We start from the raw sequence: 12,487 nt of genomic DNA on the forward strand, positions 1-12,487 counted from the left end.
GAAAACCCCTTTCCCGTTCCCGCCCAACGGACCAGTATGCCCGCCACGAAGGAGGTCCGCTGCACGAGCGACGGTTGCGAGCTCGACATGTTCGAGAATCACTACACGTACGACATCGCGGACGACCACACCGTCGGGGACCTCGCGTGCCCGCTGTGCGGCGGCACGGACTGCCTGGAGGAGATCGAGGTATGAACTTCGGCGAGGTGTCGCGCTCGGTCGGGAACCGCGTCCTGGAGACCGTCGGCCGTGCCGCGAGCCGCGTCCAGGAGTCGAAGCCGCTGCCCGCGGACGTTCTCGAGAGCGACGACGCGTACCTCGTCGTGTTCGACGCCCCAGGGGTCGCGCAGACGGACGTCCAGGTGCGGTACGTCGACGACGCGGTCGAGGTCCAGATAGACCGGTTCCGCGAGTTCTACGACGACCACGAGATGCGCGTCCCCGGCCGCGGCATGAGTCTCGACGGCCGCGCCGACCTCCCCGCGGACGCGCTCGTGGACGCCGACGCGTCCACGGCGACGCTCCGCGCGAACGGTACGCTCGAGGTCCGCGTCCCCAAGCGCGAACCCACCGCGGGCGAGCGGGACGCGAGCGCCGGCACCGTCGAGATAGCGACGCCCGACGACGAGAGCGACGCTGCGGAGGGCGAAGAGGTGGATGCGGAGGCTGACGAATCAGATAGCGATGCGGACGCGGTCGAGGACGCAGAGAAGTAGCGTCTTCCTCGCGGGCCGCTATCGGTCGTCGACGAGCATCCCCTCGACGACGTCGAACTCTTCGTCGCCCGTGAAGCGCGTGGGGTCGAATGGCTCGATGCCGTCGGCCTCGCCGAGAACTTGTTCTGCGAGCGATTCGCCGATGGCTGGGGCGCGCATGAAGCCGTGGCCCTGGAAGCCGGTGCCGACGTAGAGGCCGTCGTCGAGCGCGCCGACGAGCGGGTCACGGTCAGGCGTCGCCGTGCACAGCCCCGCCCACGCGTCCGTGATTCGCGCGTCCTCGATGGCCGCGGTCCGCTCGCTCGCGCGCGCCTGGAGGGACTCGGCGAACCCGTCGTTCGCGTCCTCGTCGTAGTCGTCGGGGTCGGCCTCTCGCTCCTCGGTGCCGTTCCCGACCAGGAGGCCGTCGGCGTGCGGCCTGAAGTAGAACCCGTCCGTGGCGTCGTAGACCATCGGGCCGTCGTACTCGGTCGCGTACGTCGCCGCCTGCACGCGGTACGGCTTCATCGCGATGCTATAGCCCGCGTCGGCGAGCACCTGCTTGGTGTGCGCGCCGGTTGCGACGACCACGTCGTCGAACGCCTCGCCGTTCACCGCGAGCGGGTCGGTGTCGACGCTCGCGGGCGTCTGCTGGCGCAGGTCCGCGCCCTGGCGCTTCGCGAGCACCGCGAGCGTCCGCGCGTACGACGCCGGCGTCGTGTAGCCGGCCGCCCCAGCGACCGCGGCGACCGCGACGTCGTCGCTCCGGACGCTCGGGAACCGCTCGGCGAACTCGTCGCGCTCCATCCGCACCGCGGTGACGCCGTGCTGTTGCATGCGCGGGAGCTGCTCTCGGATGGCGTGCTCGCGGTCGTCGTCGCCCTCGCGAGCCAGCCACACGTACGGCGACTCGTGGAACTCGAACTCGCCGACCTCGTCGAACGTCCGGAAGCGCTCGATGGCGCGCGCGCCGAGTTCGGCGTCGACGTCCTCCGCGAACGCGTTGTAGCACACGCCCGCGGCGCGGCCCGTGGAGCCGTCCGCGACGCTCCCCGCCTCGAACAGCGTCACCGACACGTCCTCGCCGTCCGCGTCCTCGCCCGCGAACGCGAGGTCGAACGCGACCGTCGCGCCGAGCGCGCCCGCACCGAGCACCGCGACGTCTCTGGTCATCGGTGCGCCTCCGGGGCGAGGTCCGCGAAGTCCTGTGCGGTGAGCCAGTCGCAGAGCGCGTCGAGCTCCTCGGTGGCCTTTTCGAACAGCGCCTCGCCCGCCTCGACGCTCCCCTTCGTCGGCTCGCCGACCGCGCCCGACTCCGAGAAGTCCGCGGTGTCGAACCCGACGGGCGCACCGTGCACCGTCTCGCCCCACGCGTCCGACGCTCCCGCCTCCGCGTCCTCCAGGGCGTCCTCGCGGACGTGCTCGGTCAGGTACAGCATCATGCTCGTCTCCATCGCGTCGGCGTGCGTGATGCCGTCGACGTCGAACAGCTCGCCCTCCAGGCCGTCGAGGTTCGACCACCAGTTCCACGGCGTCGCGAACGCCACGTCGTGCTCGCGGAGGCGTCGCGCCGCTCGCGTCAGCGCGTCGACGTTCCCCCCGTGGCCGTTCGCGAACACGGCCTTCCGGACGCCGTGCTCGGCGAGACTCGCCACCACGTCGTACGCGTAGTCCTCGAACGTCTCGGGCGTCACCGACAGCGTCCCGTGGAACTGTCGATGGTGCGCGCTCACCCCGACCGGAATCGGCGGGCAGCGCGCGACGTCGTCGCGGTCGCCGACTGCTTCGGCCACCGCCGTCGCCGAGTAGAGGTCCGTGCCGAGCGGGAGCGCCGGCCCGTGCTGTTCGACGCTCCCCGTCGGCAGCACCGCCACCTCGACGTCCTCGAACGCGTCGGCGGCCGTCGTCGTCGTGTGCGTCGCGAGTTCCATACGCACGGCTGGGAGCGGTGGTGCCGAAAAACGCTCGGTGTCGCCGCGCCCCGACGGGGACCGCGAGCAATCGTTTACCGGTCAGGCGACGTGTTCGAGGCCGCGAGCGGGATAGGCGACGACGTGGTCGACGCCGACGTCGTGGAGCGCGTCCACGCGCTCGCGGACCGTCGCGACGTCCCCGACGAGCGCGTAGTCCCGCACCGCCTTCGAGAGCACCTCGCGGGCGCGTCCCGACGCCGACGCGTCCGTCGCGACGGCGTCGCGCCCGTCCGCGGGGTCGGGGAGCGCGCGCCGGACGGGGCCGCGACGGGCGGCGTACGCACCGACCGAGTCCAGGACCGCGTCCTCGTCGTCGGTCAGGACCGTCGGCGCGTACACCGCCACCTCGCCGTCGAACCCGGCCGCGCGGAGCGCGCGAACGTCCCGATGCGTCGACCGCGACAGGAGTTCGAACTGCGTCGCGCCCGTCGCGAGCGCCACGCGCTCGACGGACTCCGTCCCGACCCACGCCTCGGGGTGCTTCGAGACCGCCGCGCCCAGGCGGTCGGCGACGCTCCGGGACTGCTCTTCGTCGTCGAGGTACGCGCCGTGGCCCGCGACGAGCACGCGCCCCACGTCAGCGGGGAGCGCGTCGTCGAGCGAGCTATCGCCCGTCGGGTCGAACCCGCTCGCGCGAACCGGCGTCGTCACCCGCAGCGTCTTCGCGTCCGCGAGCTCGCGGAGCACGCTCGCATCGGGCACGTGCTCGCGGCCCTCGTAGTCTACCGTCACCGCGTCGACGTCCACGTCGAGTGCGCGCGAGACGTCGCACTCCGCGGGCTTGACCGCCAGCGCGTCCACGCCGGTCCGAGACAGCCGTCGCTCGGTGGTCTCGGTCACCGACACGTCCGCTCACCTCCAGTCAGGAGAATCGTTCTAGAACTGCTCGTGTGGAACTCGATCCATCGTCTGTGCGACCATGTACTGCGGCGAAAGCGACCACGACACCTAAGCATGACGGACGCTGTCAACATTCGCCACCCTCCGCGAGCGCGCGCGGACACGGCACCTGGGCGTTCGTCCCGACTGGCCGCTCGCCCGGTCACCCGAACGTCGGCCGCCACGCCAGGAGCGCGACCGTGACGACGAACACGACCGTCGACAACCCCAGCGACTGGTCCATCGTCGCCGCAGCGACCGCGGACCCGCTCCCGGCGACCCCGGAGACGAGCGCCGCGAGCACCGGCCACGAGCACGACACGCACGACAGCAGCCCGAGAACGCCCGCGACGCCGGTACGGACGGCATCGACGACGGTCCCGTACACGAGGTACGCGAGCGTCGCGTACCCCGCGAGCTTGTACGGTACGAGAACGACGGTCGCGAGCGCGCTCTCGTACACCGCCGCCGGCCCGTACCCCGGCGGCAGCCCCGAGGAGACGTACCAGCCCGGCGACGCCGTGTCCGCGCCACCGACGAGGCCGTATCCCGGGGAGAGCACGCCACCGAAGTACGCGAGCACGAGGAGGTAGCCGCCCGCGACCACGCCCGCGGCGAGTCGTCGACGACCGACAGCATCCGGGACGTCCGCGAACCACACCCCGAGCAACGCGGCGTTCACCCAGACGAACGGGTACGCGAGCGCGAGCGGGTCAGTATAGGTCGCCGTGGACGACGCGAGATGCAGCCCCAACACGAGCACCTCCGCGGTGACGACCGCCAGCCCGAGGGACAACCCCCGGATACCCGGCAGGACCCGAGCGACGCGCTCGGCGTTCATCGCCCTCGCCGGCGTCGCCACCGGTCGGTTCCCGGAACGAGCCGCGTCATCTTACAGCACCAGCGCATCCACGACCACGGCGAGCAGGAGCGCGCCGAGGTACGCGTTCGACGCGTGGAACGCCCGGAACGCCGCCGCCTCCGACTGCTCGTAGTGCAGTTGGACCGCGAAGTACACGAAGACGCCGCCGAGCGTCGCACTCGTCACCGCGTACAGGAGCCCGAGGTCCGCGACGACCGCGAGCACGCCCGCGCTCACGAGCGTCGCCGCGATGTACCAGAGGATGTGCTTGCGCGTCGGCGCCTCGCCCTCCACGACCGGCATCATCGGGAACCCGCCGCGGGCGTAATCCTCCTTGTACGCCAGCGCGAGGTTGTAGAAGTGCGCGGGCGTCCACAGGAAGATGACGACCGCGAGCATCACGCCCGGAATCCCGAGGCCGCCCGTCACCGCCGCCCACCCGATGAGCGCCGGGAGCGCGCCCGCGGCCCCACCGATGACCGTGTTCGACACGAAGTTCGGTTTCAGGACGAGCGTGTACACGATACTGTAGAACACGATCGCGGTCAACCCGAGGACGGCGACGAGGAGGTTCACGCTCGCGAACAACGCGAGTGACGCCACCCCGAGCACGACGCCGAACGCGAGCGCGTGCGACACCGGAATCAGGTCGGCGGCGAGCGGGCGGTCCGCGGTGCGCTCCATCTTCTCGTCGACGTCGCGCTCCAGGACGTGATTGAACGTCCCCGACGACCCGATGGAGAGCACGCCACCGCCGAGCGTGAACAGCACCGTCTCCACGGTCAGTGCACTCCCGCCCGCCGCCCCCTCGACGGTCGACCCGAGCGCCATCCCCGCGGCCGCGACGAGACACAGCAACCACATCAGTCGCGGCTTCGTCATCCGAACGTACGCCAGGACAGTCGCTTTCGCGCGCGCCACGAACGCCGACGGCACCGGCGGACGGTCACCGTCGTCGACCGCGACGGGCTCGGGGTCGTCCATCGCCTCCCAGTCGTCGTCGCTCGCCGTCTCCGTCTCCAACGTCCACGAGAGCGCGAGCATGACGACCCCGAAGATGAACACGCCCAGCACGAGGTGGACCGCCGACAGCGTCGTCGGCGTCCCCGACGTCGCCGCCACCGCACCGACTCCGACCTGCACGAGGTACGTCACCGCGGCAACCGACAGGAGCGCGCGGACGCGAGTCGTCGCCTCGCCCACCCACGCGACCACAGCGGACGCAACCACCAGCGCGGCGACGACGAGCGCGACGACGCGATGCCCCCACGCCACCACCAGCAGCGGGTCCGAGAACGACGGCAGGAACTGGCCGTTACACGCCGGCCACGTCGGGCACGACGCCGCCGCGTCCGTCAGCGTCGTCGTCGCCCCCACGACAACCAGCAGATACACGCCGATCGCGGTCGCGGCGAGCAACCCACTGAACCGGCCGTGCGAACCGACCGGTGTCGGATACCGTCGAGTCACTAGCCGAACAGTCGGACTCCGCGTATTTCAACCCGCCGCTTTCGCCCCCTCGGGGGGCATTAGCCACATATTTAACCCCGAAATCCAAAGCACCGGTATACATGGATAGAGAGCGGATCACATCGAGGCTGCTCGCCGCCCTCGCCGGCCTCGCGCTCGCCGCCCAGCCCGTCGCGGCGCAGGCGTCGAGTTCGGACGCGGCTATCACGAGCCTCAACGAGAAACTCCTCGTCGTCGCCATCCCGATCACCGTCCTCGTCGAAGCGGTCCTCATCTACACGGTATTCAAGTACAAGGACCAGGACGAGGCGAAGCCGACGCGAGAGAACCGCCGCCTGGAGATCACGTGGACGATCGCGACCGCCGCGGTCCTCCTGTTCGTCGGTATCTCCGCGAGCATCACGATGGCGGACGACTCCGTCATCACGCCCGACGACCCCGAGATATCGGCTGACACCGAGGAGCAGGTGAACGTCACCGCGTACCGGTACGGGTGGACGTTCAGTTACCCCGAGTACAACGTGACGACGGACGCCACCCAGCAGCCCCTCTACCTCGCGAAGGGACAGGCGACGTACTTCAGTCTGACAACCGACGACTGGCTGCACGCGTTCCACGTGCCGTCGCTCGGCCTGAAGCACGACGCCGTCCCCGGGAAGGTCGCGTGGATGAAGACGACGGCGACGCAGACGGGGACCTACCAGGGGTACTGCGCGGAGTACTGTGGGACCGGGCACTCCGGGATGATGTTCGAGGTGCAGGTCGTGGAGGACCGGCAGGCGATGCTCGACGAGATATCCGCTATCTGTGCGGAGACGACGAACAAGACCTGGAACGCGCAGGAGGAGACCTGCGAGTGGAACCCGGACGGGAACTCGAGTTCGTCGGTGTCCGCGAGTGACGCGGGCGACGGTACCGCGTCGGTCGCGGCACCGGACGTCGACGGGTCGACTGGTGCGCTCGCCGCGCGCGCGGCCTGACGGACTCGAACCACGTCGCTGTTCTCGCGTCTCTTCGTTCCGCTGCTGTTCGCTCCGCTTCTCTTCACGTCATCTCTCGACGCTTCTCGACGTCGAATCAGCGCCCGCGAGCGGTGGCGCTAGCGAGCGTCAGTCGTCGTGGGTCGCTGCGAGGTAGGTGACGGCGGTCGTGACGAGCGCCGGATGCGGGGTGGCGACCGGGCGTGCGCGCTGGACGACGTCGAGTGCGTCCCCGAACGACTGGTCGTCGCTGGCGGCGAGCGCTGTCGCGAGGACGGCCGCGCTCCGAGAGACACCTGCCTTGCAGTGCACGAGGACGTCGTCGTCGGTGTCGAGGAGGCCTCTGGCGGTGTCGACGGCCGCGCGGAACGCGGCGGCGTCGTGGTCGCGGTCGTCCGCGAACGGGTGATGGTGGGTCGTCGCCGGCTGTCGCTCGCGCGTGAGCGAGAGCACGTGCTCGAACGACCGGTCGTGTCGCGTCACGTCGGCCGCGTGGACGTTCCCGAGCCAGACCTCCCGGTCGGGGAGTTCGACGAGCACCGGGTCGTCGTGGACGTACGCGAACGGGCGCACCACGACGTCCTCGTCGCCAGGGTGCGTCCACGGTCGTGGCCGCAACGAACCGTCTCCGGGAGCGCGGTCGCTTGGGTCTCGCACGGCCATCGCGTTCCGGGCGGGCGCCAATCAGTCCACCGACCGGCGCGCGCTCGCAGCGCGTCCCGCGCCGACGGTGGCCGCGTCGACCTGTCGGCTCCGGCGCGGGCGCTTGGATGGATTTTTAGTAGTGGACTTGCAAGCGTCGTCTATGACAGCAACGGAAGATGCAGGCGACCACGGACACGGCGGCCACCTGCCGGCCGTGGAGGACTTCCCGCGCGGGTTCGGGGAGGCCTCCTGGTGGCCGTTCGTCACCGCCATCGGCGGCTCCGGTATCTACGTCGGGGCAGCACTGTTCCTCCTCGCCGCCCGCGGCGGCTTCGGAATCACCATGGGAACCGCGGCCGCGGTCAGCATCGGGAGCATCGGGCTGTTCGTGTTCGGGATCCTCGGCTGGCTCTACCACGGGTTCGTCGCGAGCTTCTGGGAGCGCCACAAGTCCGAACAGAGCGAATCCAAGCTCGTCTGGGGGATGTACGCGTTCCTCGGGAGCGAGATCGCGACGTTCAGCGCCGGGTTCATCTACTTCTTCTTCATCCAGGCTGGCGGCCTCGGTGAGATCCCGGACATCTTCGGGAGCCTCGTCATCTTCAACACGCTCCTCCTGATCGCGAGCAGTTTCGTCCTGCACTTCAGCGAGGTGGCGCTCCGGAACGGGAACCGGAAGCGCTTCATCGCGCTGCTGGGCGCCACGCTCCTCATGGGCGTCATCTTCATCGGGGGGCAGGTGTACGAGTACTACGAGTTCCTCGCCGTGAAGAACTTCACGCCGGCCGCTATCGCCGGCGGTGAGGTCGTCTACTCGAACCCGTTCGCGAGCGCGTTCTACGCGCTGACGGGCCTGCACGGCCTGCACGTCACGCTCGGCGCGGTCCTCCTCGGTATCGTGTTCGTGCGCGGCCTCCGCGGGCAGTACTCCGCTGAACGGCACGTCTCCCTGAAGACGGCGGCGCTGTACTGGCACTTCGTGGACGTCGTCTGGATCTTCCTCGTCGCAGCGATCTACATCGGCGCGACCGCCATCTGAGTCGGTCCGCCATGACTCGCGTTCGTCGTCTCGTCTCGATAGTCGTCGCCCTCGTTCTCGCAACCGGTACGGTCAGCGCGCACGGTGCGGCGCTCCGTGAGTCCGCGGGGTCCCTGTCGATACCGACGTGGTTGTTCCTCGCGACCGGTGGCGGCGTCGTCGGCGCGTCGTTCCTCCTGGCGACGTTCGCCACCGACCGGACGTTCGTTCGTCGAAGTCACGACCACGCACGCGTGCTCGCCGCGGTCCCGCGCGTGCTCCGAGCGGTCGTCGCGCCACTGGTCGGCCTCCTCGGCCTGCTCGCCGTGCTCGCGTTCGGGTTCGGTGCGGCGGTCGACGTCGCGCCCGCGGACCCCCAGCAGAACCTCGCCATCCTCCTGGTCTGGGTCGGCTGGTGGGCGGGCTACGTGATGTCGCTGTACCTCGTCGGGAACACGTGGCCGGCACTCGACCCGTTCCGGACGATCGCACGAGCGCTCCCGTCGCTCGACCGCGAGTACCCCGGTCACTGGGGGGCGTGGCCGGCGGTCGTCGGCCTGCTCGCGCTCGTGTTCGTGGAGGTGGCGTTACCGCTCGCGGAGGACCCCGGGCTGCTCGCCGCGGCGGTCGCCGGTTACGGCGCTCTGACGGTTACGGGTGCGGTCACGTTCGGCGTCGACGACTGGTTCGCGACCGCGGACCCGGTCGCGCGAGCGTTCGACCACTACGGTCGCGTCGCACCGCTCGCGCGGACCGACGACGGCGTCGTCCTCCGCATGCCGGGCGCCGGACTCGTCGACGCCACCGGTGAGACGGGTCGCCGTGCGGACGGTCCGAGTGCGTCGGACGCGGACGCGACCGCTGGTGGGCCGTTCGCTGACGCCGGGGGCGTCGCGTTCGTCGTCGCGCTCGTGTTCGCGACGACGTACGACGGGTTCGTCGCCACGCCCGCCTGGCGGTCCATCGCGGAAGCGGTTCACGCCCCGGGCGTTCCGGGCGTCCTCGTGTACGCGATCGCGTACGCACTCGGATACCTCGCGTTCGTCGCCGTCTACCGGTGGGCGGCCCGGAGCGGCCGCCGGACCGGCGACACGTTCGTCGCCGTCGACGAGCTCGCGCGCCGGTTCGCGCCACCGTTGCTCGCCATCGCCGCGGGCTACCACCTCGCGCACTACCTCGGGTTCTTCGTGTCGCTGTCGCTCCCGCTCGCCTCGGCGCTGGCCGCCCCGACCGCACCGCCGGCCCCGCAGCTGTTCGTCCTCCCGTCGTTCTTCGGCGGTATCGCCATCACCGCCATCCTCGTCGGGCACCTGCTCGCGGTCTGGGTCGCGCACGCCATCGGGTTCGAACTGTTCCCCGAACGCCTCCAGGCGGTGCGCGCGCAGTACGCGTTCGTCGCCGTCATGATCGCGTACACCACGCTCAGCCTCTGGATCGTCTCACAACCGACCGTCACCCCTCCGTTCCTCTAAGCCCATGACGCCACCACAGACGGACGTCGACGCGACCGACGCACCAGCGACCGACACCGAGGGACGCGTGGCGACGAGCGTCCCGGCGGACGCGACCGCCCACGAGTGTCCGTACTGCGAGCGGCCGTTCACCCGCGAGGACCGCGTCGCCCTTCACGTCGGCCTCCAGCACTACGACGTCTGCACGCCCGGCGAGGAGGAAGCCTTCGAGGCCGCGTACCTCGCGGAGAACGCGGAGATACGCCGCTATCGTCTGAAGGCCGCCGTCGCGCTCATCCTCCTCTACTTCGGGCTCCTGATGGTGTACGCCGTCGCCGCCTGACGTCGAGTATCGGCCGCAGCCGGTTTGCTCGCTCGCGGCTACATACCCATGTCGGCGCTCGCGTCCGGAATCGGGAGGTCGTGCTCGCGCACGCCGAGGCGTTCGGCGACGTGGTCGAGCGCCATGTCGAACCCGTAGTAGCGCTCCAGTTCGTCGCCGTCGACGCCCGTCCGAACCTTCAGCATCGCGTACCCGTCGCGGTTCTGCGCGACGACCGCCCTCGTCCCGTCGCGCTCGAACTCGAGCACGCGCTCGCTGTCGGTCAGCGAGTACCGCGCCGTGATACCGTTCGCGGTCGCTTCGGTCTCCTCGTCGACAGCAGCGTCGTCGGTCATGCGAGAGCGTTCGGTCCACGGGTACGAAACCCCAGCGGTCCCGGAGTCGAACCGCGGGGACTCTCGGGGTCGGCGAGCGAACGCGGACCGCAACGCCCACGGGCGACGCAAGCGTACCGAGTGGCATGACGAAGTACGTCCAGAGCGGGATGCGTCGCGACGTCCTCGCGCTCCTGGCTAGCGAGCCGCGCCGCGGCCAGCAACTCAAGACCGCACTCGAAGCGCACTACGACGAGCACATCGAACCGAAGACGTTCTACGGCGCGCTCGACGCCCTCGTCGACGCCGGCCACGTCGAGGTGGAGCAAGAAGGCGTTCACGACGTCTACGACCTCACCCCTGGTGGTCGACGGATGCTCGAGACGCACGTCGACTGGCTCGTCGAACAGGTACAGTAAGGTCTCGCCGGTGGAACAGGGACAGACGGTCAGTCCGCGGGGTCCGCGGGCACCGTGAGGTACTCGCACTTGTCCGCGTCCGCGTCGAAGCAATCCGGGCACTCGCTGCGCCGGTCGATGATCGTATCCAGGCGTTCGGCGACCGTGTCGTCGATGACGGCTTCGAGCGCGGTCGCCTCACCGCGGAAGTCCTCCACCTCGAGGACGTTCGCGAGGAAGCGCTCGATGATACAGTACGTCTGGAGGGCGTCCTCGGCACGCCGGATGCCCTCGTCGGTGAGCGTCGCGCCCTTGTACTTCTCGTGGTCGACGAGCTCGCGGTCCTCGAGCTTCCCGATCATCTCGTTGACGCTCGCGGGCGACACCTCCAGCATGTCCGCGAGCATTCCCGTCGCCGCCGGGCCGTCCTCGATGCGTTGCGCCAGATAGATCGCTTTCAGGTACTGTTCTGCGGTATTCATTGGTGGGCCTCCATCAGTTCCGTGACCTCCTCGACGCCCTCGGCTTCCTCCTCGCGAATCTCGGCGAGCACGCCCAGGACGCGCTCGCGGTCGATACTGAACTCGGTGTCGCTCGCCTCGATCGCCTCGATGAGGTCGTCGTAGAACTTGTACGCGGTCTCCTCGTTACACAACTGGTCGTACAGCAGGTCGTCGAAGTCCTCCGGGGCGGTCTGGGCGTACTGCGCTTCGACGAGTGCGTTGATCTCCTCGTAGGGAACCGTCTCCGCGTTCAGGTCCGAGACGAGTGCCTCCAGTCGGTCGCGGTGGGCCGCGGACTCCTCGGCGGCCTCCTCCAGTAACGCCTCGACCGCTGGGTCCCGGTCGCCGGCGTCGAAGGAATCGAGGTGGTGGTGTGCGCGGGATTCGACGACCTCCTCCAGCACGACGCCGATCTGGAGGAGGCGCGCGAGCTGGTGGTCGTCGGTGATGCGCTGTCCCAAACTCATACACCCACGTCCGGGAGCCGGTCACTTAACGCTCTCCCTCTCGCGTTCCGCCGAGTCGCGGTCTCCGTCGGCTTCGAGTGCTGCGGTGACGGCGGCGTGTGCGTCCTCGCGGTCGCCGTCGTACTCCGTCTCCGGGAAGAGGTCGGGGTCGTCGGCGCGTCGACCGACGACGTGGAGGTGGAGGTGCGGGACGGACTGGTAGGACGTGCTGTCGTTGAAGAGGTTCGCGCCGTCGAACCCGCGTTCGCCGCCGCAGAGCTCTCGGGCGAGCACGCGAGCGTGCTCGGTGACGTCCGCGAGCGCGTCCGCGGGGACGTCGAACAGCGACTCGTGGTGGGCTTTCGGAATCACGAGGACGTGCCCGGGTGCAAACGGGTCCAGCGGTGAGAACGCGAGCGTCTCCGCGGTCTCGTCCACCACGAGCGCGTGCGCGTCACCGGCGACGATATCGCAGAAGACGCAGTCGGTATCTGACATACGATGACGGAC

Annotated in this window: 17 protein-coding genes; 7 read left to right on the forward strand and 10 right to left on the reverse strand. The window is 69.7% G+C overall.

Translation table 11 applies throughout. From position 1 onward, the window contains the following. Positions 1–36: 36 nt before the first annotated feature. On the forward strand, positions 37–195 hold the full coding sequence (locus ACZ48X_RS17905) for a DUF7559 family protein (RefSeq protein ID WP_336348399.1): 159 nt from the start codon (positions 37–39) through the stop codon (positions 193–195). Beyond that, the gene (locus ACZ48X_RS17910) at positions 192–716 is read left to right on the forward strand and encodes an Hsp20/alpha crystallin family protein (RefSeq protein WP_336348398.1); all 525 of its coding nucleotides are present in this window, start codon (positions 192–194) and stop codon (positions 714–716) included. The genes ACZ48X_RS17905 and ACZ48X_RS17910 overlap by 4 nt, the downstream gene beginning before the upstream one ends. An 18-nt stretch (positions 717–734) precedes the next feature. Here ACZ48X_RS17910 and ACZ48X_RS17915 read toward each other — a convergent pair whose 3' ends face one another. The 5 genes from ACZ48X_RS17915 to cyoE form a co-directional block, all read right to left on the reverse strand. Beyond that, complete coding sequence (locus ACZ48X_RS17915; protein WP_336348397.1) at positions 735–1,868, reverse strand: NAD(P)/FAD-dependent oxidoreductase; 1,134 nt, start codon at positions 1,866–1,868, stop codon at positions 735–737. Continuing rightward, complete coding sequence (locus ACZ48X_RS17920) at positions 1,865–2,626, reverse strand: creatininase family protein (protein WP_336348396.1); 762 nt, start codon at positions 2,624–2,626, stop codon at positions 1,865–1,867. The genes ACZ48X_RS17915 and ACZ48X_RS17920 overlap by 4 nt, the downstream gene beginning before the upstream one ends. Before the next feature lie 81 nt (positions 2,627–2,707). Continuing rightward, on the reverse strand, positions 2,708–3,508 hold the full coding sequence (locus ACZ48X_RS17925; protein ID WP_336348395.1) for a DUF7388 family protein: 801 nt from the start codon (positions 3,506–3,508) through the stop codon (positions 2,708–2,710). Positions 3,509–3,710: 202 nt separating this feature from the next. Next, on the reverse strand, positions 3,711–4,388 hold the full coding sequence (locus tag ACZ48X_RS17930; protein ID WP_336348394.1) for a DUF7546 family protein: 678 nt from the start codon (positions 4,386–4,388) through the stop codon (positions 3,711–3,713). Positions 4,389–4,439: 51 nt separating this feature from the next. Beyond that, complete coding sequence (cyoE, locus tag ACZ48X_RS17935; RefSeq protein ID WP_336348393.1) at positions 4,440–5,879, reverse strand: heme o synthase; 1,440 nt, start codon at positions 5,877–5,879, stop codon at positions 4,440–4,442. A gap of 101 nt (positions 5,880–5,980) precedes the next feature. On the opposite strand from cyoE, the gene coxB reads away from it, so the two are divergent. Continuing rightward, positions 5,981–6,859, forward strand: a complete 879-nt coding sequence (coxB, locus tag ACZ48X_RS17940; RefSeq protein ID WP_336348392.1) for a cytochrome c oxidase subunit II — start codon at positions 5,981–5,983, stop codon at positions 6,857–6,859. A 129-nt stretch (positions 6,860–6,988) separates the two neighbouring features. Here coxB and ACZ48X_RS17945 read toward each other — a convergent pair whose 3' ends face one another. Continuing rightward, positions 6,989–7,477, reverse strand: a complete 489-nt coding sequence (locus tag ACZ48X_RS17945; protein ID WP_336348391.1) for a dual specificity protein phosphatase family protein — start codon at positions 7,475–7,477, stop codon at positions 6,989–6,991. Positions 7,478–7,664: 187 nt separating this feature from the next. Between ACZ48X_RS17945 and ACZ48X_RS17950 the strand changes: the two genes are divergently transcribed. From ACZ48X_RS17950 to ACZ48X_RS17960, 3 genes are read left to right on the forward strand one after another with little or no spacing between them, the layout of a single operon-like run. After that, positions 7,665–8,543: a cytochrome c oxidase subunit 3 gene (locus ACZ48X_RS17950; protein ID WP_336348390.1), complete on the forward strand. Its 879-nt coding sequence runs from the start codon at positions 7,665–7,667 to the stop codon at positions 8,541–8,543. Between the two features lie 11 nt (positions 8,544–8,554). After that, positions 8,555–9,994 carry a hypothetical protein gene (locus ACZ48X_RS17955; protein WP_336348389.1) on the forward strand — a complete coding sequence of 480 codons (1,440 nt, stop codon included), beginning with the start codon at positions 8,555–8,557 and terminating at the stop codon, positions 9,992–9,994. A 4-nt stretch (positions 9,995–9,998) separates the two neighbouring features. Then, positions 9,999–10,316: a DUF7410 domain-containing protein gene (locus tag ACZ48X_RS17960; protein ID WP_336348388.1), complete on the forward strand. Its 318-nt coding sequence runs from the start codon at positions 9,999–10,001 to the stop codon at positions 10,314–10,316. 38 nt (positions 10,317–10,354) lie between these two features. Here the strand turns inward: ACZ48X_RS17960 and ACZ48X_RS17965 are convergent, their stop codons facing one another. Further along, positions 10,355–10,651 (reverse strand): DUF7111 family protein, encoded by a 297-nt coding sequence (locus tag ACZ48X_RS17965; protein WP_336348387.1) that lies wholly within the window; start codon positions 10,649–10,651, stop codon positions 10,355–10,357. A 125-nt stretch (positions 10,652–10,776) separates the two neighbouring features. Between ACZ48X_RS17965 and ACZ48X_RS17970 the strand changes: the two genes are divergently transcribed. Then, positions 10,777–11,049, forward strand: coding sequence for a PadR family transcriptional regulator (locus tag ACZ48X_RS17970; protein WP_336348386.1), 273 nt, complete (start codon positions 10,777–10,779; stop codon positions 11,047–11,049). A gap of 29 nt (positions 11,050–11,078) precedes the next feature. On the opposite strand, the gene ACZ48X_RS17975 is transcribed toward ACZ48X_RS17970, so the two are convergent. Genes ACZ48X_RS17975 through ACZ48X_RS17985 form a run of 3 tightly spaced genes read right to left on the reverse strand, consistent with a single transcriptional unit; the run spans position 11,079 to position 12,475 of the window. Next, positions 11,079–11,510 carry a metal-dependent transcriptional regulator gene (locus ACZ48X_RS17975; protein WP_336348385.1) on the reverse strand — a complete coding sequence of 144 codons (432 nt, stop codon included), beginning with the start codon at positions 11,508–11,510 and terminating at the stop codon, positions 11,079–11,081. Next, entirely contained in the window at positions 11,507–11,998 is a 492-nt protein-coding gene (locus tag ACZ48X_RS17980) for a ferritin-like domain-containing protein (protein ID WP_336348384.1), read from the reverse strand. Before ACZ48X_RS17980 ends, ACZ48X_RS17975 begins: the two co-directional genes overlap by 4 nt. Positions 11,999–12,019: 21 nt before the next feature. Then, positions 12,020–12,475, reverse strand: coding sequence for an HIT family protein (locus ACZ48X_RS17985; RefSeq protein ID WP_336348383.1), 456 nt, complete (start codon positions 12,473–12,475; stop codon positions 12,020–12,022). Positions 12,476–12,487 lie beyond the last annotated feature (12 nt).

This window comes from Halorubellus litoreus (assembly GCF_055378595.1).

Excerpts from the sequence above, each read along its gene's own strand:
- ACZ48X_RS17905 (WP_336348399.1), top strand. The coding sequence starts at position 37 with ATGCCCGCCACGAAGGAGGTCCGCTGCACGAGCGACGGTTGCGAGCTC.
- ACZ48X_RS17910 (WP_336348398.1), top strand. The coding sequence starts at position 192 with ATGAACTTCGGCGAGGTGTCGCGCTCGGTCGGGAACCGCGTCCTGGAG.
- ACZ48X_RS17915 (WP_336348397.1), bottom strand. The coding sequence starts at position 1,868 with ATGACCAGAGACGTCGCGGTGCTCGGTGCGGGCGCGCTCGGCGCGACG.
- ACZ48X_RS17920 (WP_336348396.1), bottom strand. The coding sequence starts at position 2,626 with ATGGAACTCGCGACGCACACGACGACGACGGCCGCCGACGCGTTCGAG.
- ACZ48X_RS17930 (WP_336348394.1), bottom strand. The coding sequence starts at position 4,388 with ATGAACGCCGAGCGCGTCGCTCGGGTCCTGCCGGGTATCCGGGGGTTG.
- coxB (WP_336348392.1), top strand. The coding sequence starts at position 5,981 with ATGGATAGAGAGCGGATCACATCGAGGCTGCTCGCCGCCCTCGCCGGC.
- ACZ48X_RS17950 (WP_336348390.1), top strand. The coding sequence starts at position 7,665 with ATGACAGCAACGGAAGATGCAGGCGACCACGGACACGGCGGCCACCTG.
- ACZ48X_RS17955 (WP_336348389.1), top strand. The coding sequence starts at position 8,555 with ATGACTCGCGTTCGTCGTCTCGTCTCGATAGTCGTCGCCCTCGTTCTC.
- ACZ48X_RS17960 (WP_336348388.1), top strand. The coding sequence starts at position 9,999 with ATGACGCCACCACAGACGGACGTCGACGCGACCGACGCACCAGCGACC.
- ACZ48X_RS17965 (WP_336348387.1), bottom strand. The coding sequence starts at position 10,651 with ATGACCGACGACGCTGCTGTCGACGAGGAGACCGAAGCGACCGCGAAC.
- ACZ48X_RS17970 (WP_336348386.1), top strand. The coding sequence starts at position 10,777 with ATGACGAAGTACGTCCAGAGCGGGATGCGTCGCGACGTCCTCGCGCTC.
- ACZ48X_RS17975 (WP_336348385.1), bottom strand. The coding sequence starts at position 11,510 with ATGAATACCGCAGAACAGTACCTGAAAGCGATCTATCTGGCGCAACGC.
- ACZ48X_RS17980 (WP_336348384.1), bottom strand. The coding sequence starts at position 11,998 with ATGAGTTTGGGACAGCGCATCACCGACGACCACCAGCTCGCGCGCCTC.
- ACZ48X_RS17985 (WP_336348383.1), bottom strand. The coding sequence starts at position 12,475 with ATGTCAGATACCGACTGCGTCTTCTGCGATATCGTCGCCGGTGACGCG.